Origin of the sequence: Spiroplasma endosymbiont of Glossina fuscipes fuscipes (assembly GCF_049669535.1) — a bacterium.
In the GTDB taxonomy this organism is placed as follows: domain Bacteria; phylum Bacillota_I; class Bacilli_A; order Mycoplasmatales; family Mycoplasmataceae; genus Spiroplasma.
Genome location: NZ_CP187162.1, coordinates 634,335 through 653,663 on the forward strand (window position 1 = coordinate 634,335; position 19,329 = coordinate 653,663).

The window sequence follows — 19,329 nt, forward strand, 5'->3', positions numbered from 1 at the left end:
CAAATCAAATTCATGATGGTCATTGATTTCTTTTTCAATTTTTAAAATACGTCGTTCAATGGCGGTTTGAGTTTTATTTATTTTATCAGTTGTTTTGTTTGGAGCAATTGCCATTACTTTATTTTCTTCTTCAAAAAATGTTTACGAATTTTTTAAGAATTTTCAGTATGGAGTTTTTATTTTTAATAATATTTTATTATTGTTATTTATTTTATTAGTAATTATTAAGATTTTTGGTCGTGAATTTGAAGATGGAACATATTTATTATTAATTTCAAAACCATACTCACGTTTTGTTCTATTTTTATTAAAATTAATTGCACTTTGAATCTTAATTATTCTTTTTTTAGGAACAATTATTCTTTTTGCCTTTGGAATTGGTTATTTAGGCAATATATTTAATAAGGATCCTGAATATTTACGCGTTTATCAAAACTTATTACTAAAATTATTTCTTTATTCAATGACATTATCATTTTTTGCTTCAAGTGGGATTTTATTTGCGGTAACATTTTTAAACTCACAAGTTGTTTTATTAATTGTTGTTATTTTCTGTAGTTTGTTTTTAGTTGGTGGGATGCCATATTCATTAATTATGAGTTTAGCAAAAACAGTTGAATTATCATTTGCTAATGATAGTATTACTCAAAACTATCCAGTTCCAATTATTAAAAGTACGATTAATTTTAAAAAGAATTTTAAAAAGGATTTAATTAAATATCCCCATTTAACAAATGCGATTTGAAACTTTTATGATCAATGAAGTTATAATGATTTAAATACAGTCTTTAAAAATGATGATTATAAAGATATTACTATTGATCCAACATTACGAGTTCGTCGATTAGAATTTTATAAAAGTTTAGGGTTAACTGTTCCAAAGGAAGAAGAATTTGAAATTAAAACCCTTAAAGTATGAGATTCATCAACAAGGTATCTTTATGATAACAAACTTCAAGATCTTAAAACAATTATCCTTAATGTTGGATCAGCGACTGGGAAAGATGTTTCAATGAAAGTTAATTTTGCAACAGATTATTTTTTTAAATCAGAGCAAGAATTAGACCAAAATGACCCAATCCAAAAAGAACTTGCAGATTATATGAAAGTTGTTTTAAAAGCAGCTCATTCATGACAACCTTATATTAGTATGAATCTTTATAGTGGAGCATCATCGTTATTTTATTTTAATCGTGAAACTTCATATTATAGTTTATCAGCTCCGGGTGATAGTAAATTAGTATCAGTTGATCGTAAATTATCAGAAGGAAATGCATTTAATCCAACGGATGTTTTTACACAAGAATATAATAATGAATATAAAGGACAATTGTCAGATTACAACAATAGTAGTGATTTTAGAGGATGAATCTTAGATTATTTTGATATTCCAACCCTTTTTGTTCTTCGTGAAATTGAAATTGATCTTTTAAAGAAAATAATGGACTATAAATTACTTGAAGAACAACCAATAAAAATTACCTCTGAGTGAATTAAATATGATGATTTAATGAACACTTATGGGTTAATTTCGAAGTTTAATATCATTGAACATTGAAACCAAATTTGAACTGCTTCGTTAAACTTCACACCATATTGATTTGAACCATTACAGCGAAGTAACATTGACTTTGAAGTTCAAAATAACTATTTAATGAGTTATCAAGATTTCCGGTTATCTTTAGGAGCTGATAAGAAAATTGATGTTAACCCAGCGCCATTCTTAAACATTAGTTTAATTAAATACATTTATTTAGCTTTATCTGGGGTTTTCTTAATATGTTCTTATTTAATCTTACGTCGTAAAAATATTACTTAAAAGGTGAAAGGGGGGATGCTCAAAAATGAATAATAATGCATTAGTAGTTAGTGAAGTTGCAATTTCATCACGAAATTTTACCAAAAAATTTAAAAATAGTATTGTTGGTCCTTTTAATTTTAATGTTGGACGGGGTAAATTGCATGCAATTTTAGGAGCTTCTGGGAGTGGAAAAACCGTTTTTATTAAATCTTTAATTGGTGGATTAAAAGGTTTTAAGGGTGATATTTCTATTTTTGGAAAAAAAGCAACCAAAGTTGGGATGAAAAAAATGATTGGTTATGTTCCAGAATTTATTACTTTTCCAGAAAACATTAGTTCTTATAATTTTTTAAAATATATGGGGAAAACAAATGGTTTACGAGGAAGATATTTACGTGAGCGAATTGAATACTTAATGAAGTCCTTAGAAATTTGAGAACACCGTGATAAAGATGTTAATTCTTTTTCATCAGGAATGAAAAAACGAGTTATGATTATTCAAGGAATTATCCATGATCCAGAGATTTTAATTTTAGATGAACCTGAAGCTGGATTAGATATTAATAATCGAAAAAAAATTATTTTTTATTTAAAACAATTAACCTTACGAGGAAAAACAGTCTTTTTTTCATCGCATTTACTAGATGAAATTAAAGAATATATTGATGAATTTACAATGGTAATGAATGGGACCCAAATTTATAGCGGTCAATTAGCGGCTTTTAATATTAAAAACAGTTATTATCTTGTTACTAATAATCCACCGGCGATGATGCGCTATTTTAACTCTAATCGGGTGCCAAATTGATATGACAAGGCCAATAATTATTTAAATTTTGTTTTAAATTCACCGTTGCATTTATATTATGTTACGCAATATGCTTTAAAGAAACGAATTAAGATTACAAAAATTAGTGAAGTTGAGTTTTCATTTGACTTCTTACTACAAAAATTAAATATTACTTTGCCGCCCAATATAACAACAAACCGAAAATTACGAAAAAAACAAATTCAAAAGAGTCAAAAATTTTTTCCAGGACCGGGAATGGGTCCCGGCCAAGGCCCTGGTGGGTATGGGCGATAGCAGATATTAAAGTTAAGCGAAATATTTTTAAAGGAATCAAAAAAATTTAAGAATTTTTTTTTTTTTTTTGTTTATAATTAAATTAGGTCCAAACAAATTCGAAGAAAGAAGGAACAATAATGGAATATGATATTTCAAGAGAACAAATTGAAAGTACATATAACAAAATTAAAAATCATATTATTAAAACTCCAGTAATTTATGCAACGAAATTAAGTAATATTACTGATAACGATGTCTATTTAAAATTAGAAAACTTACAACGTGCAGGCTCATTTAAATTACGGGGGGCCTTGTCAAAAATGATGGCTCTTGAGCCAGCAACAATTAAAAAGGGTGTTGTTACGGCAAGCGCTGGAAATCATTCCCAAGGAGTTAGTTTTGAAGCTAATTTATTAAATGTTCCAGCAACAATTGTGATGCCAAAAACAGCTCCAATTAGTAAAATTAATGCAACTAAAAATTATGGTGTAGAAGTGATTTTGCATGGTGATTTTTTTGACGATGCCAATAAAAAAGCGTTAGAGATTGCAAAAGCAGAAGATAAAGTATTTGTCTATGCTTTTAATGATCTCGATGTTATTATTGGTCAGGGAACAATTGCAATAGAAATATTAGAAGAATTGAAAGATGTTGATTATATTCTCGTCCCAATTGGCGGGGGGGGGGAATTCTTTCAGGAATTGCAAGCTATGTCAAAGCTGTAAATCCCAATTGTAAATTAATCGGTGTGCAAAGTCAAAATGTTCCGAGTTATTATGAAGCAAGGAAAACCAATAAATCGTTTTCAGTTCACGGTAAATTATCAATTGCCGATGGGATTGCGGTTAAGCAAACTGGGGATATTACCTTTAATATTTTAAATAAATATGTTGATGATGTTATCCTTGTATCAGAAGCCGAAATTGCTGAAACAATTTTATTTTTATTTGAAAATTGTAAAATTGTTGTTGAAGGAGCAGGAGCAGTAACAACTGCGGCAATGTTATTTAATAAATTAAATGTTAAAAATAAAAAAATTGTTTGTGTTTTATCAGGCGGAAATATTGATGTAACAACCTTTTTAAATATTATAAACCGTGCTTTGATTAATCAACGCCGTCGGGTTATTTTAAAAATTGATGCTCCGTTAGGGGAAGACATTTAACAAAAATTACTAATGTTGTTGATTCCCATGGAGTTCAAATTCATAAAATTTCTGATTCACAATTAGAAAATAGTTTAGAAATTAATCGCGAAATTATTCGATTAGTAGTTGATATTAATATAAAAGCTGAATTAGCAAACATTGTTACTGACTTAGAGAATTTAGGATATACTGTTATGAAAAAAGAATTTATTAATTTAATTACTAAATAATAATGAAATTAATTTATACGGATCAAGCACCCGCAGCAGTGGGTCCATATTCTCAAGCAGTACAACTTTCTAATGGTTTTTTATATATTTCGGGACAATTAGGTTTTGACCCGAAAACAATGGTGTTAGGAACTGATATTCAAACTCAGGCTAGCCAAGTTTTAGCAAATATTAATGCGATCTTAATCGCAGCAAACTATAATAAAAATAATGTTGTTAAGACAACAATTTTATTAAAAGATATTAATGATTTTTCTGTTGTTAATGAAGTTTATGAAACATTCTTTGGTTTACATAAATCAGCAAGAAGTACTTTTGTGGTGAAAGACTTACCAAAAGCTGGCCTTGTTGAAATTGAAATTATCGCTTTTAAATAAAATATGGAAAATCAAGCTCAATTAGCAAAAATTATTAAAAATGAGAATGATTTATTTCATCACACAGAAAATATTTATCAATGAACTGGTCGGCAAGGGGAGTTGGAAACGTTTTATAAGCAACAAATTTCGTTTTTAAAACAAGCGCTTAAAAAAAATAATCTTACCAAAGCTGATTTTGAATTAAAAGAAAAATATATTAAAGAAGCTTATCATGAATATTGCTAAAAGATCCAAGAATATTTAAATTTAAATTATTCATTGGCAATGTGAGAATATCAAGAAACAAACAAGTTAAAAAGTGATTTGGACTATTGAGCATTACACCAAGAATTTAAAACAAAAATCACTAGTGTTTTGCAAGATGAGACAGAAACTAAACAAGACAAAAAGCAACAATTAAAAAATATTAAAACAGAATATAACATGATGAAACGAAGCTTAAGTGGCAAAACAATTGCGATAATTGCGGTTAGCTTAACATTATTGTTATTATTAGTTAGTTTATTAGTAAATTACTTATTTTATTTTAAAATTGCAAATGATGGACAGGAGTTCACTTTTACTAATAAAAACCATTTAACAGCCTTTATTTTTATGTGTATTGGAATTGTTTTAATTTTAGGATTTTTAGGATTTATTGTTTGTAATACAACAAAACGAATTTTCTTAGATAAACAAGAGAACCTTTTTAAAACTTCAACAATTGGTTTTTTTGGTAGTTTTACTGATACGATTGGTGTTGGTAGTTTTGTTGTAACAGTTGCTGCTTTAAATGCGACAAATAGTGTTCCCGATGTTAAGAAGTTACCAGGAACATTAAATGTTGGTTTAACAATTCCTAATTTATTAGCAGGAACATTGTTTGTTAGTGCTATTCAAGTTGAACTAGTAACCTTAGTGACTTTAGTAATCGCAGCAATGGTTGGTGCGTTTTGTGCCGCAAAAATTGTTAATAAAGTTAATAAAAAATTTGTTGCTTTATTCGTAGCTGTTTCCTTAGCAGCGGCTGGAATTTTAATGATTTTAGGCCAAGTTGGGTTATTTAATACTGTTGGGACAAAAGGACTTAGCGGTTGAAAATTAGCCGTTGGTATTATTGCTTTTTTTGTCATTGGTGGATTACAAAGTTTTGGGGTTGGATTGTATGCACCAGCTTTAGCAATTGTGTCATTATTAGGAATGGAAACAATTATTGTTTTTCCAATTATGACTTGTGCAGCTGGGTTTGCATTACCAACAACAGCGTGAACATTTCATCGTGATAATAATTATAGTCCGAAAGTTGCTTATGGTCTTTTACTTGGCGGCGTTGCTGGAACTGTTACGGCTTTCTTCGTTGTTTTTGTCGGAATTCAAGGTGGATTAGGCGTTAAAATGAATGATTTTATCTATTACTTAAAATGATTCGCCGTTGGGGTTATGTACTATGCCGCATTTATGTTATTTAAGAAATACTTAGATTTACGGAAAGAAAATATTAATTTAAATAGGACCCAGACAGAAAATTATTATCAGAAATATAAAGAGAAGTTTAATAAAATGCTTCTTGAAAAAATGGTAAGTATTAGTTGAATGCACACTGATGATATGTTAAAAGAACAATAAAAAATGAAAATGTATAATGTTAAATTATTGGTGTGAACTTAAAAAACAACTTTTAAGAATTATTAATCAACTTTTTAATGATTGATTTGGTTTTAAAAAACCTTGCTTATAAGCAAGGTTTTTTAATTCAATTATACGGTAAAAAAGATAATTAACGAGGAAATTAATAAGATTGCGGCAATAATCAATAAAATATTACGAATTTTTTTAATGTTTGCTTCATCATCAGTTAAAGTTGGTTGATAACGACGGCGATGATCATTAAAATAACCAGCAGCTGTTTTATTTTTATATCATCCTAAGATAAATCAAATCAAGAGAATAATAACTAAAAAACTAACAACAATTCATTCAGTTTTTTTAATGTCTTTAAATGCAAAAATACCTAATAAAAAACTAAAACAAACAATAATTGCACTAATTAGCACAGCAATTAAGCAATGAAATCAAGTGATTCTTTTTAGTTTTTGATAAGTTTCTAATTTTAAAGTGTGATTTTGATATGTATCGTCAACAATTTCTGCCACTTCTTTTTGGTGGTTTTTTTTTTGTTCTTGCTTTAATTCGTGTAATTGTTTAAAAATATTTTTCTTTTTTGCCATTTTATCCCTCTTTATTAATATTTTTTAAATTTATTATTAAATTATATTGTATTTTTTACAAAAGTAAAATATAATAACATAATATAAAATTATATTTTGTATCAAGCACATTATTTGAACGAATTATTTTAAGTACATTATTTTATTAAAAATTTAAAAAAGGGACATTTTATTTTTCCTTAATATAAGGAGGGGAAAAAATATATGAAAGGGATTAACACGAGGAAAAATATTTCCGAAACCAATATTTTAGTTGCAAAAGAGTATGACCAAAAATTTAGTAATGTTGAGTTAGATTATCAAAGGGTAGATAAACGAACGTCGTGGCTTGCTGAGATGAAATATAGAACTACTATGTTTAATCATCATCGGCGTGAGTTTTTTGATCATTTTCCATTATTAGGTTATTCGTTAAAAAGAATCTTTTTTGCCATCATTACATTATTATTAGCAATTTGTGTTATTTTTATTTTATTACGATTAGTAACACCAGATGATATTTATATTTCCGATATTGATATTAATAAATTAAATATTCTACCAGGAACGCCAGAATATAATAATTTATTAGAGCAAAGAATGAAAATCTTTGGTGTATATGGTTCAATTTGGACCCAATTAGGGACATATTTATATAATATTATGCCTTTTATTAAAAAAACAATTATTGTTAATAGTGCTTTTGACCCAGTAACTGGACAATTAGTTGGGGATAAAATTACAACATTTTTTTACTTGGGGGTAGTTTTTTCAACTGCTGTTGCACAACCAGGTGAATTAGTATCCGAAATTTTTGCTAGAGCAATTCCATATTCGTTTGCTTTTGGTTCAATTGCCGTTTTATTAGCTTATTTAATTGGTGTTCCATTAGGAATCATTTCTGCTAAACATAAGGAACGTAGCGTTGATAATACCATTAATGCTGCTTCGATTATCTTTTTAGCAATTCCGCCAGTTGTTTTGGTGGTGGGGGTTTATCTAATTTCAATTAATGTTTTCTATGCTCATGGATTATTTAGTTCAGGCACTTTTGATACTAAATTTTGACCAGTTTTTGCGATTTTTCTAATGATTACACCGCCAATTGTACTTAACACAAGACGGTATGTCATTGATGAAATGACCGCTGATTATACCAATTTTGCGTTATCAAAAGGGATGACTAATCGTTATATTTTTTATATTCATATTTTCCGTAATGCTGGAATTCGAATCTTTCGATTATTACCAACTGCTTTTGTAACAACTATTTTTGGAGCAAGTATTTTTGCAGAACAAAACTGATCAATTCCGGGAATGAGTAAATTCATTGTTTCTGGAGTCGGAAATAAAGACTCCTTTGTCGTCATGGGTTATATCTTATTAACAGCAACTTCTGGAATTGTTACTAGTTTATTAGCAGATATCATTATGGCGGTTTTAGATCCCCGTGTAAAATTAACAAAATAGAGAGAGGAACAAGATGATGAAAAGAATTACAGACGAAGAATTATTTGATTTTCAAAACTATGATGTGGATAATTTAGATTCAAGTTTATTTGAAATTGTCGGTCCTCAAATCGAAGAAAATGAACGAATTTCAACGAAGTCATATAGTTATTGAAAAGTCGTTGGAAGAATCTTAATTGCTAAAAAAACATTTATTATTTGTTTATTATTATTAATTGCTATTGTTTTATTAACTGCAATTGTCCCAATTGGCAAAATTGCTAATCCGTTACCAGCGGATTTACCAATTCCAAATTATCAACAACCATTAGCACCAAGTGTGACTTATTTATTTGGTTTAGGAATGAATGGAGAAAATTATTGAGATAAAATCTGAATTGGAATGCGGACTACTTTATTATTTACTTTAATTATTGCCTTAATCCAAATTTTATTAGGAGTCATTATTGGTTCAATTTGAGGATTTTATAAAAAATTTGATATTTTATTTATTGAAATTACTAGATTTTTAAATTTAGTACCAACTTTAATTTTATGATTAATTATTATTTTTGCCTTAGGGAAATCAATGATTATAATTATCTTTGCTGTATCCTTGACGAGCTGGATTACTTTGGCCGAAGTTATTAGGATTCAAATTATTCTAGTTCGTAATACAGAGTATAATCTTGCTTCAAAGATGTTAGGAACATCAGGGCCAAAAATTGTCGCAAAAAATATTATGCCTCGTATTTTGCCATTAATTATTCAAACTGCATCATTTGCTGTGCCAATGGCAATTGCAATTGATTCAACTTTAAATTACTTTAATTTTGGCTTTATTCAAGGACGTGAAAATACAACATTAGGATTTATTTTAAACGAAGTATTAGCGTCAAATAAATGACAAGATTTTTCCCATTTATTAATTATTCCAGTTTGTTTCATTGCTGGAACATCGGTTTTATTTTTCTTATTTGGGAAAGTATTTGCTGATTCACTAGATCCAAAAAACCATTATAAATAAAAAAGTATTAAAGGAGATATCGCGTTATGAAAAAAGAAATTGTAATTTCAATTAAAAAATTAGTTATAAAGTTTAAAACTCGAGCGAATGTTTTAACAGCAATTCGTAACATTTCATTTGATATTTATGATGGTGAAACATTGGCAATTGTTGGAGAATCGGGAAGTGGAAAGTCAGTAATGACAAAAACTTTTACAAATATGTTAGAAAATAATGGCTGAATTAGTAATGGGGCAATTGTATATTCACCATCAACTAATATTTTAGCCGACGAGTTAACTTACTTTAAAAAACCAGTCCACTTAGTTGATTTTCATAAAATTTTATTGGATAGTAGCTTACGAAAAAGTATTATTAAATATAATAAAAAATTAATTGCAAAAACAGAACAAAAGATTAAAATAATCAATAGTTTACAATTAGAGACAGTTAAAACAGAACTTACACAGTTAAAAACAAAAGAGCAAGAATTAAAAAAGCAAATTAATTTTACACATTCAAATCGTTTGAATAATAAATTAGTAAAAATTAGTACTCAATTAAAAAGTATGCAAAAGAATCAAACAATGTTATTGGATTCTGAACTTAAAGCGAAAAATATTGAATTATTGCAAAGTCGAATTACTGATTATGCTAATGAAATTAGTAAAATGAAAAATTTAACATGAGCAGAAAAACATTTATTAAATAAAAATATGTTGTTTTTAAAAAAATATTTTGAAGAGCAAATAGTTCCAACCGATGAAGAATTTAAAAATATTAGAACTTATTTTAGTAAAACAATTTTTACTGATGGTGTTCGTTATCGAATTAATAAAATGAATCTTTTAATGTTTTCAGAACAACCATTAAATGTTCGTGATTTTAATAATTTGTGAGAAGAATGAAGTCTAATTAAAAATTTTGGATTTATTAATAAATTAAAAGCGGCAAAACAAATTAGTAAGTTACGAGGACAAACAATTGCAACAATTTTTCAAGATCCAATGACATCTTTGAACCCATTATTATCGGTTGGGTTTCAAATTTCAGAAGTATTACGAAAACATCGTAAGTTTTCTCGGACAGCAGCAAAAAAACTTGTGATTGAATTATTACAAAAAGTTGGAATTCCAAATGCAAAAAAACGTTACTATGATATTCCAGGAATGTATTCAGGGGGAATGCGTCAACGGGTTGTTATTGCGATTGCATTAGCTTGTCAACCAAAGGTTTTAATTTGTGATGAACCAACAACTGCTTTGGATGTAACAATTCAAGCTCAAATTTTAGATTTAATTAAAGAATTACAAAAAGAGTATAAATTTACAATTATTTTTATTACTCATGACTTAGGAGTTGTTGCGAATATCGCTGATCGGGTAGCTGTAATGTATGCTGGACAAATTATTGAATATGGTACTGTTAATGAAATCTTTTTTGATCCAAAACATCCTTATACATGAGCTTTATTATCTTCATTACCACAATTTGGAGAAAAAGGTGAAGAACTTTATTCAATTCCTGGTTCACCACCGTCGCTATATGCTAAAGTTTATGGTGACCCCTTTGCACCACGAAATCAATATGCGATGAAAATTGATTATTTATTAGAACCACCAATGTTTAAAGTAACTGAAACTCATTATGCAAAAACATGATTATTAGATCCACGAGCAACAAAAGTGGAAAAACCAAAACAATTACGACAGTTGGAAGAACTTAAAAATGATGCAAAGGTAGGTGATTAAGATGAACAGGAACGAACAAGAACAATTTATTATGGTTCGCGATTTGTTAATTCAATTTCGCCAAAAAAATAAAAAAGTAAATGCTGTTAAAAGAGCAAATTTTGATATTTATCGGGGGGAAGTTTTTAGTATTGTTGGAGAATCGGGAAGTGGTAAGACAACAATTGGTCGTGCCATTGCTGGGGTTCAGGCAATTAAAGATGGAACTGTTTATATGAATCGTCGAGTACTACGAGGAAAACCACCGCAATTATATAAAATTAATTTACATATTAATGAACAATTTCGTCTTTTAAAAAGTAATAATATGTTACTAAATAAAAACTTAAGTAATTATATTAATAATTTAAAAATTAGTTATTATCGCTATTTTGAAAATAAGCACTATGTGGTTAGTACAAAGGAATTAATTCCTTATGAAGCAAAGCAACATACAATTACTAGTGATAATGTTTTAAGTAAAGTTGATTTATTAAATTTTAATCATAGTAAAAATAATTTAATTTTATTAAAAGAAATGTATGAAAATAATTTAATTTTATTAAAAGAAATTTTAAAAAACTACCAACGAATTTTACGATTTGTTACTAATTTATACGAATGAATTCCAACTTTATCGTTAGAGTTAGAAACAGAAATTAAAATGCGAGTACAAGAAAATATTGAAATTATTGAAAAATGTATTTTATTAGGACATCAAATTTATAAAATTCTATTAAAATTAGATCAAATTCGAAATGAATTAAAAGATAACTTTGTTCTTATCCAAACAAAAAAATATTATGACGAATCTTTTCAAGAATTAGAAAAGTTGTTGCCAGTTCATAATAAGTTATTAGATAATGTTAAAAATATTACTAAAAATCAACGTAAAGCTTTTATTCTTTTTGTTCCAATATCAAAACGAATGAAATATATTTTTGCTTATAATAAACGTTATAATGTTTTTAAAAAAGATTTTGAAAAAGAATACTTGAAACAGTTAAAAAAGTTACAACTAGATTCAGTAGCAAATGCACAAGCAATTAATAGTTTACAAGAAAAATATGCTAATAGTTTGGTAAAAACATCTATTTCAGTATCTGCTTGTGCCAATTTATTAACAGCCTCTGATTTTAAAACAACGTTAGTTGCACTATCTGATGATGAGTGTAGTTTGGCGTTAAAAGATATTTTGACAGCGATAAAAGATAAGGACCAATTACAAGTAACGTTAAATGATTTATCTTATTTAGCCAGACATGATGTTTTTCGTGATCAAGCAACAATTAAATTATATTATTCATGAATTAAAAAGGAATATAAATATTCAGGTGCTGAAATTGCTGATTCAAATCGATTGTTAGATTTATTAGATTTACCATTAATTGATGAAATTGTGAAGGAATCTGAACTTTTTAAATTACCAACACAACGTGAAAATCGTGAACAGAAGAAAAAAATTCAAATGATTTTTCAAGATCCATCCTCGTCATTAAACGATCGGATTTCTGTTGCTGAAATTGTTGGTGAAGGGTTAACTAATTTTCCTGAATTATATAAAACTGATGAAGCTCGAAATTTATATTTAAATTATTATAATAATAATTTAGGTAAAAACGAAAAACCATTAACATTAGAAGCGGTTAATGATAAGAATGTAAAGAATTTTTTAATTTTAAATATTTTAAAAGAAGTTGGTTTACTACCAGAACACTTATCACGTTATTCACATGAATTTTCTGGTGGACAACGCCAACGAATTGGGATTGCACGAGCTTTAATTATGAAACCACAATTTATTATTGCTGATGAACCAATCTCAGCGTTAGATGTTTCAATTCGTGCCCAAGTTTTAAATTTATTAAAAAAATTTCAACAAAAATATAATTTAACTTATATTTTTGTTGCTCATGATTTATCTGTTGTTCGCTTTGTTGCTGATCGGATTGCGGTAATTTATCATGGTCAGTTAGTTGAATTAGCGCCAGCAGAAGAATTATTTGCAAATCCATTGCATCCTTACACTCGAGCATTATTATCAGCAATTCCATTACCTAATCCAAATTATGAAAAGGAGAAAGTTCATTTTATTTATGAACCAGAAAAAGAACATTGAGATTATTTGTTTGATTTACCCGAGTTTACTGAAATTAAAACAGGGCATTATTTATTTGGTAACTCTCGTGAAATTGCTGCGGCAAAAAATAAAATAATTGTCGCAAAAGAGAAGGAGGCATAACCATGTTAAAAAAGAAATTAGCGCTTTTTGCAAGTTTAACAGCAATTACAACTGTAACTCCCTTGGTAGTATCATGTGGAATTAGTTTGGATCGGTTAGCTAATCGTTTAAATTATGATAATGTTTTTCGTTCGATGTTTAAATATCCTTTAACATCATGATCAAGTGGGACAACAATGAAAGTAGAAGATAACAAAATTTTAGCAGATTTAGTTGGAACCCTAGTCGCAACAGATAAGTATAATCGTAGTTTTGGGGACATTGCTGTTCAAACAGATAAATCATCAAAATATGTTGGCCAACCAAATGCTAATGCGAGTGAATGAAAATATCAAATTTCTTCTGCAGCAAAATGGTTTGATTATCGCGGTAATTTTCAACGCAATATTAAAGCAAGCGATATGATTAATACCGCTAAGTTTGTTTTATTTCCAAAAAACTTATCCGCAACAGCTGGGATTTGACGAACTTTTATCGCTGGAGCACAAGAAATTTGAGATTATTTTCAAGCTGGTAAATATCAACCTGATTATTATAATGACCCAATTTGAAGTAAATTAGGGATGAGTGTTAATGCGACAGATGATGAAATTACAATTAAATTAGCAAAACCAGCAGAGTATTTTGATACTTTGATGACTTATTTAGCATTTGCGCCAATGCCAGAAAAAGCAGTATTACAAGGTTATAATTATGGAACAAACTTTAAAAATATTTGATATTCGGGAGCATATTTAGTTGAAAAATATAGTTCAACTTCGCAAATTTTATTACGAAAAAACTCTGAATACCGCCATGCAAATTTAACTTATATTGATAAGTTAAATTATACATATTTAGCAAACAATGATGTTTCGCGTGAACGAGTGTTATTTGAATCAGGTGATGTTAATGATTTTATTGTTCAACCAACTGATACGAATGGGTGAGGGAAATATGTTGGTCCAAATCCAGCTAATCCAATCTTTAGTGGTGCTTCAAGTATTATTAATCCGGATCCAACAACTTATACCATAATGTTTAATTATGCTAATGCTAATATTTTAAGTAATAACAGTAGTTTGGTGCAACAAGCCTTAAATGCTAGTAAAGCACTACAATATGATAAAATTCGAAAATACTTAGCAACTCATTTAGACCGTAGTAAGTTTGTAAAATATTATTCAGAAGCCTTAGATGATTCACCAACATCAAAATTTTTACGAAATGTTTATACTGCCCGTTATTTTGTTAAGAATGGTAATGTTGATTATGCTAGCTATGTTGAAGAAGAATATGCTAATAAGTATTTAAATAGTGATAAGCAAGCAAGCAGCCAGTTATTAAAAGATGGCAGTGATGCCTTGTATCTTAACCAAGATTTGTTAAAAAATGATCAGAACATTTTAGATGAAATTCGAACTTGGTTACAACAAAACACTGGTTCATCAAGTGTGGCAATTAAAATTTTAATGAACGGAGCATCAACTTTAACAACTAATCGTTTTTTATTAAATATGATTGATTCGTTTAATGCGGAAAATAATGTCATTAAAATTATTCCTGATATTACCGTTGATGCAACAGAATATAATAGTCGAACAAAAAAAGCAGATTGAGATATGCTTATTGGAGGTTGGTCACCAGATTATGCTGATCCATATACCTACTTACATACATTTTCTCTGGGGGGGGATTTACAATATTATTCAGGAACATCACGAATCTTTAGCGATTTAAAATTAGTAAATAATCAAGCCCCTGATTTTGCTGATATTAAAAATAAATTAAATAATCCATATTGAAATCAGTTAAAAAACACCACAGCAATTGAAAGTTTTTATAATGTTTTTAAAAATTATACAAATGAAGTTACAGATGCTGGTCATATTACTGATCCAAAATTGCTAACTGATCGTTATAAAGGTTTTGCCAAAGCAGAGTTTAATTCAATTTATACGGATTTTATCTTTATTCCAGCTTATGTTCCCAATGGTTCATATCAAATTCGAATTTCATATGTTACCCCTCGCACACAAATTACTGTTGGATATGGAAGTTCAAAATATAAACACTGAGGAATGGAATTAAATTGGTACTTATTAACTGCTCGTGAACGTCAAATTATTGAGGCACGTTATCAACAACAATTAGCAATTATTCAAACTGATTATGCTGCTTTTAGGGAGGATTATTAGAATGAAAAAGTTATTAACAATGTTTAGTGCTTTAACGGTGTTCAGTGCTCCGATAACAGCTGTTAGTTGTGGCAATTTTGAAACTCGTGATCGTAGTAAGATTTCATTAACGTTATTTAAAACACAATTAGCATTAATTCCTGTTTTTGATAAAACCGGAACAATTACAACCGTAACTGAACCAATTTTTCAAAACGCAATTTATGGAGCGTTAGAAACAAATGAATATCGTGGCGAAGTGGTTAGTAATGAATTAGAATTTACTTATTATAAACAAGGAACAACCCCAACTAGTTGAACTGATTTAAGTTGACAGGCAATCCCTAATGGGAGAGAAAAGACAACTTTAATTAAGGTAAAGATTACGGCAACGGCAACGAGTGTTCATTTTGCTAATTCAACTGAAATTATTACAATGGCATTATATCGAACACAACCAACTGATTTAGCAACAATTAAATTTAATTATGAAGAAAAAATTTTAAAAACATTACCAGTTACGGAAATGATGCAATATTTTGCTGTTTTAAATCCAACCTTTTATTTTACGGCTCGTCATTTTGAGATTAAAAAAACAGCAACCGCTGTTGAGATTAGTGCTGCTAAAAATTCAGAACGTTATATTGGGACAAGTGTTATTACTTGAAGTTAACCCATGTTGGTGCAATTCAATGCAAGAATTAACATCTTTTTCTTTTTTAAAAAATTAGGGCTTAAAAAGATAAGAAAAAAATTAACAAGTTGTCTTACTATCTTTATTTATTATTAAGATTATAACAATTAGGTTATAATCATTGTTATAAAAAAGATAAGATAGAAAAGGAAGAAGAAAATGATTAGTGTAAATGATTTCCGTCCAGGGTTAACGTTTCAATATGAAGGCAATATTTATGCTGTAGTTGAAGCCCAACATTCAAAGTCGGGGCGTGGGCAAGCACATGTTAAAACAAAAGTAAAAAATCTTCGTAGCAATGCTACAACAATGATTACCTTTACAGGGGGCGATAAAGTTGAGAAAGCAATGATTGACAAGGTTGAAATGCAATATTTATATGACGATGGGGCCAATGTTATTTTTATGGATACCCAAAGTTATGAACAATTAGAAGTGCCATCAAGCAGATTAACATGAGAAAAAAACTTTTTAAAAGAAGGCATAATGGTTTCGGTAACAAAATATGATGGGGAAGTTTTAGGAATTATTTTACCTGATAAAGTTGATTTAATAATTACGGAAGCTGAAGCGGCAGTCAAAGGTGATACTAGTTCTGGAGCAATGAAAAAGGCTGTTTTAGAAACCGGATTAGAATTACAAGTACCGTTGTTTATTAAAGAAGGGGAACTAATTACTGTTTCAACAAGTGATGGGAAATATTCTGGTCGAGCAGAAAAAATAAAATAAATGTAAGGAGTGATTAAAATGACTAATAATTTTAATGAGTTAACAATTGATAGTAATTATCGTGGTAGCATTGTTGTTAGTTTGTTGACAATTAAAAAAATTATTTTATATGCAATTCGTAATATTACCCATCAATATTTTGTTGATAAAGTTGAATGCCGAATGATTGATAATTCAATTTTACACATTTATATTAGTGGAAAAATATTACGAGAAGAAGGCTTAAATGAGTTAACCGAAGAAATTAATGAAGCAATTATGAAAGAATTAAGTTACTCATTACAAATTAAACCAAAAAATATTAGTATTGCTTATCGTCACTAAGTTATAGTTTTAAAAAATTAGCAGATAAATTATTATTTACGAAAATCTTCAGATTTTTTTTTTTTTTTTTGTATTTATATTAAAAATAATTTTTTATAAAGTCTAAAAATTTTTCTTTTTTCATTATAATATAATTGTGTAAGTATCAATTACTTATACTTAGAAATAACTAATGAAGAAATAATATTTAAAATTTTAAAGAAGATAAAACAAATCATGTTTAAGGAGAAAGGAAAATTAATAAAAATGATCAAAGAAAAAATAGAGTTATTACTCAACAAATTAATAATAACTTTTTGTATTATCGTTATAATATGTTCTTTAATAACAATTTAATTATTAAAAAAATATTTAAAGTAGAATTCATTAATTATGCAAATTTCTAATTGAAAGAATATTATTAAAGAGAACAAATATTTTTTAGTATTTTAACAATATTAATTATTTTTATTGCTTTTTTAATAACTGTTGGTGTTTGAATTGTGATTTTGTTTTTAACTTGGTTTTTGTTATGAATGATTTTTAAAATAGTTGGGTATTTTAAGTAATGAAAAAGTTTATATTTTTCTTAAAAAATTATTGTTATATTAGTGGTTCAATGATTTTGTTTAGTTTAATTGATTTATTACTTTGAATAATTTCATTAAATTATACTGGTTTAGTATTCTGATTATTGTTTGCTTTGCAATGTGTTTATTTTGTATGATGAGTTTGAAAAAACATATTTTATCAGTTAAATGCTTTTCGGTTAGTTAATTTTGTTTGAGATAATCCGTTATCAGTTATTATTGGTAAATTAGGAACTGGAAAAACTTTACTTTTAACTTATTTATCACAAACTATGAAATTATTAACAGATAAAATTTATAGTAATTATCCGTTAGAAGATGATAAAGTTAAAGTTTTAACATTTAAAAATTTAGATTTTACCGATCGAACAAAACCAGTTCCCCCTGATGATAGTGTTATTTTATTTGATGAAAGTTATTTATATATTGATGGAACTAGTCCGCACGATGAGAAAAAAGTTCATAGTGGTAAAATTCCGTGAATTGTTTTAGCAAGACATTTTGGTAATCGTGCTTTGTTTACAGCACAGCGTGAGGGTATGATTTGAAATAATATCCGACAATTAGCAAGTGGTATTATTATTCCTATTTCATTGAAAAAACCGATTGCTAAAAAAGGATTTAATTTTTTTAATCGTTTCTTTATTATGCGAATTGGTATTTTTCAAGATATTACGGATTATGAAATTTGAAAAACAAAATCAGTAGAAAGAACAGCAGAAGGTAAACGAGCAAAACATAAGTCGGATGTTGGGTTAGGAATTCGGTTTTTTAAGATAATTATTCCTTTAGAATTTGCACAGAAATATGATAGTCAATGATTAAAGTTTGTTCGTGATTTAAAAAATGATGAAATAGTTAATTATAAAGAATATTACTGGTCAGAAATTACTAAATTGAGTGTTAAAGAGCGTTTAGAATTGTTTGATATTGATATTTTGAAAAAGAATTTAAAACCTAAAAAAGAAAAAGGAAGTGGTAAAAATGATTAATTTATTATCAGAAAGTAGTAATTGAGATAAGATTTTTAGTTTTATTTTTGATGTATTTTTGTTTATTTTTGATGTAATTTGAAATACAAAATTACCAATGACAAATACAACGATTGCTTATTTTATTATCTTTTTTATGGTTGTTAAGTTATCTATTTATGCAATTCACGGCACAAGAACACAATATAACGAATTAGGGTCAACAGTACAAACGGGTGTATCAAGTATTTATTCTGCGACTGCTCGTGGAGTTTCAGATACTAAACAAGGTATGCAAAAACATTTTAAAGAGCGTAAACAGTTTAAAATTAATCGTAATAAACAGCAATTATCAAGTTTAGCAAAACAAGCAAAAACAAGAGAACAAGGATATCGGAGAGTGAATAAATAATGATTAGATTAGTTTTATTAGTTGCAGCAATCGCTATTTTTGGTACAGGTTTTATAACAGTTATTATAAACCAACTTACATCAGCAAAAAATATCATTATGGATTTATATAACTCAGATATTTTTTTACTTTCTTTGTTTGGCAAAATGGCAATTTTGTTTAGTCATCCATTAATCTTAACGATATCAAGTTTATATATAGTTGGGTTTATTGTTTCAAAAACATTGTATAGTTAGG

Annotated in this window: 19 protein-coding genes and 1 pseudogene; 19 read left to right on the forward strand and 1 reads right to left on the reverse strand. The window is 28.0% G+C overall.

Features of this window, described 5'->3' with window-relative positions; genetic code table 4:
* The first annotated feature begins 58 nt into the window (after positions 1-58).
* The 7 genes from ACOBWH_RS03680 to ACOBWH_RS03710 all read left to right on the forward strand — a co-directional run bounded on the left by ACOBWH_RS03680 (position 59) and on the right by ACOBWH_RS03710 (position 6,229).
* Positions 59-1,819, forward strand: coding sequence for an ABC transporter permease (locus ACOBWH_RS03680; protein ID WP_424527173.1), 1,761 nt, complete (start codon positions 59-61; stop codon positions 1,817-1,819).
* A 25-nt stretch (positions 1,820-1,844) separates the two neighbouring features.
* On the forward strand, positions 1,845-2,885 hold the full coding sequence (locus tag ACOBWH_RS03685) for an ABC transporter ATP-binding protein (RefSeq protein ID WP_424527175.1): 1,041 nt from the start codon (positions 1,845-1,847) through the stop codon (positions 2,883-2,885).
* Between the two features lie 119 nt (positions 2,886-3,004).
* Positions 3,005-3,592, forward strand: a complete 588-nt coding sequence (locus tag ACOBWH_RS03690; protein WP_424527177.1) for a pyridoxal-phosphate dependent enzyme — start codon at positions 3,005-3,007, stop codon at positions 3,590-3,592.
* A gap of 14 nt (positions 3,593-3,606) precedes the next feature.
* Positions 3,607-4,032, forward strand: coding sequence for a pyridoxal-phosphate dependent enzyme (locus ACOBWH_RS03695; protein WP_424527403.1), 426 nt, complete (start codon positions 3,607-3,609; stop codon positions 4,030-4,032).
* Between the two features lie 214 nt (positions 4,033-4,246).
* Entirely contained in the window at positions 4,247-4,621 is a 375-nt protein-coding gene (locus ACOBWH_RS03700; RefSeq protein ID WP_424527179.1) for a Rid family detoxifying hydrolase, read from the forward strand.
* A gap of 3 nt (positions 4,622-4,624) precedes the next feature.
* Positions 4,625-4,849, forward strand: a complete 225-nt coding sequence (locus ACOBWH_RS03705) for a hypothetical protein (RefSeq protein ID WP_424527181.1) — start codon at positions 4,625-4,627, stop codon at positions 4,847-4,849.
* A 33-nt stretch (positions 4,850-4,882) separates the two neighbouring features.
* Positions 4,883-6,229 carry a hypothetical protein gene (locus tag ACOBWH_RS03710; protein WP_424527183.1) on the forward strand — a complete coding sequence of 449 codons (1,347 nt, stop codon included), beginning with the start codon at positions 4,883-4,885 and terminating at the stop codon, positions 6,227-6,229.
* Between the two features lie 131 nt (positions 6,230-6,360).
* On the opposite strand, the gene ACOBWH_RS03715 is transcribed toward ACOBWH_RS03710, so the two are convergent.
* Positions 6,361-6,831, reverse strand: coding sequence for a hypothetical protein (locus tag ACOBWH_RS03715; protein ID WP_424527185.1), 471 nt, complete (start codon positions 6,829-6,831; stop codon positions 6,361-6,363).
* A 204-nt stretch (positions 6,832-7,035) separates the two neighbouring features.
* On the opposite strand from ACOBWH_RS03715, the gene oppB reads away from it, so the two are divergent.
* The 12 genes and pseudogenes from oppB to ACOBWH_RS03775 all read left to right on the forward strand — a co-directional run bounded on the left by oppB (position 7,036) and on the right by ACOBWH_RS03775 (position 19,328).
* The gene (oppB, locus tag ACOBWH_RS03720) at positions 7,036-8,280 is read left to right on the forward strand and encodes an oligopeptide ABC transporter permease OppB (RefSeq protein ID WP_424527187.1); all 1,245 of its coding nucleotides are present in this window, start codon (positions 7,036-7,038) and stop codon (positions 8,278-8,280) included.
* Positions 8,281-8,293: 13 nt separating this feature from the next.
* Positions 8,294-9,286 (forward strand): oligopeptide ABC transporter permease OppC, encoded by a 993-nt coding sequence (gene oppC / locus ACOBWH_RS03725; RefSeq protein WP_424527189.1) that lies wholly within the window; start codon positions 8,294-8,296, stop codon positions 9,284-9,286.
* A gap of 26 nt (positions 9,287-9,312) precedes the next feature.
* Positions 9,313-11,016: an oligopeptide ABC transporter ATP-binding protein OppD gene (oppD, locus tag ACOBWH_RS03730; protein ID WP_424527191.1), complete on the forward strand. Its 1,704-nt coding sequence runs from the start codon at positions 9,313-9,315 to the stop codon at positions 11,014-11,016.
* A gap of 1 nt (position 11,017) precedes the next feature.
* On the forward strand, positions 11,018-13,237 hold the full coding sequence (gene oppF / locus ACOBWH_RS03735; protein WP_424527193.1) for an oligopeptide ABC transporter ATP-binding protein OppF: 2,220 nt from the start codon (positions 11,018-11,020) through the stop codon (positions 13,235-13,237).
* A 2-nt stretch (positions 13,238-13,239) separates the two neighbouring features.
* Complete coding sequence (locus ACOBWH_RS03740) at positions 13,240-15,414, forward strand: ABC transporter substrate-binding protein (RefSeq protein ID WP_424527195.1); 2,175 nt, start codon at positions 13,240-13,242, stop codon at positions 15,412-15,414.
* A 1-nt stretch (position 15,415) separates the two neighbouring features.
* Positions 15,416-16,066, forward strand: coding sequence for a hypothetical protein (locus tag ACOBWH_RS03745; RefSeq protein WP_424527197.1), 651 nt, complete (start codon positions 15,416-15,418; stop codon positions 16,064-16,066).
* Positions 16,067-16,246: 180 nt separating this feature from the next.
* A complete protein-coding gene (gene efp, locus ACOBWH_RS03750) occupies positions 16,247-16,816 on the forward strand; it encodes an elongation factor P (protein WP_070406691.1) in 570 nt (189 codons plus the stop codon).
* 18 nt (positions 16,817-16,834) lie between these two features.
* Positions 16,835-17,140 carry an MMB_0454 family protein gene (locus ACOBWH_RS03755; RefSeq protein ID WP_070406692.1) on the forward strand — a complete coding sequence of 102 codons (306 nt, stop codon included), beginning with the start codon at positions 16,835-16,837 and terminating at the stop codon, positions 17,138-17,140.
* Positions 17,141-17,601: 461 nt separating this feature from the next.
* Positions 17,602-17,688 (forward strand): annotated as a pseudogene (locus ACOBWH_RS03760) (DUF2649 family protein); the annotation flags it as partial.
* Complete coding sequence (locus ACOBWH_RS03765) at positions 17,688-18,701, forward strand: hypothetical protein (protein WP_424527199.1); 1,014 nt, start codon at positions 17,688-17,690, stop codon at positions 18,699-18,701. The pseudogene ACOBWH_RS03760 and the gene ACOBWH_RS03765, both read left to right, overlap by 1 nt.
* Complete coding sequence (locus ACOBWH_RS03770) at positions 18,694-19,092, forward strand: hypothetical protein (protein ID WP_424526302.1); 399 nt, start codon at positions 18,694-18,696, stop codon at positions 19,090-19,092. The genes ACOBWH_RS03765 and ACOBWH_RS03770 overlap by 8 nt, the downstream gene beginning before the upstream one ends.
* Positions 19,092-19,328: a hypothetical protein gene (locus ACOBWH_RS03775; RefSeq protein WP_424526301.1), complete on the forward strand. Its 237-nt coding sequence runs from the start codon at positions 19,092-19,094 to the stop codon at positions 19,326-19,328. Before ACOBWH_RS03770 ends, ACOBWH_RS03775 begins: the two co-directional genes overlap by 1 nt.
* Position 19,329 lies beyond the last annotated feature (1 nt).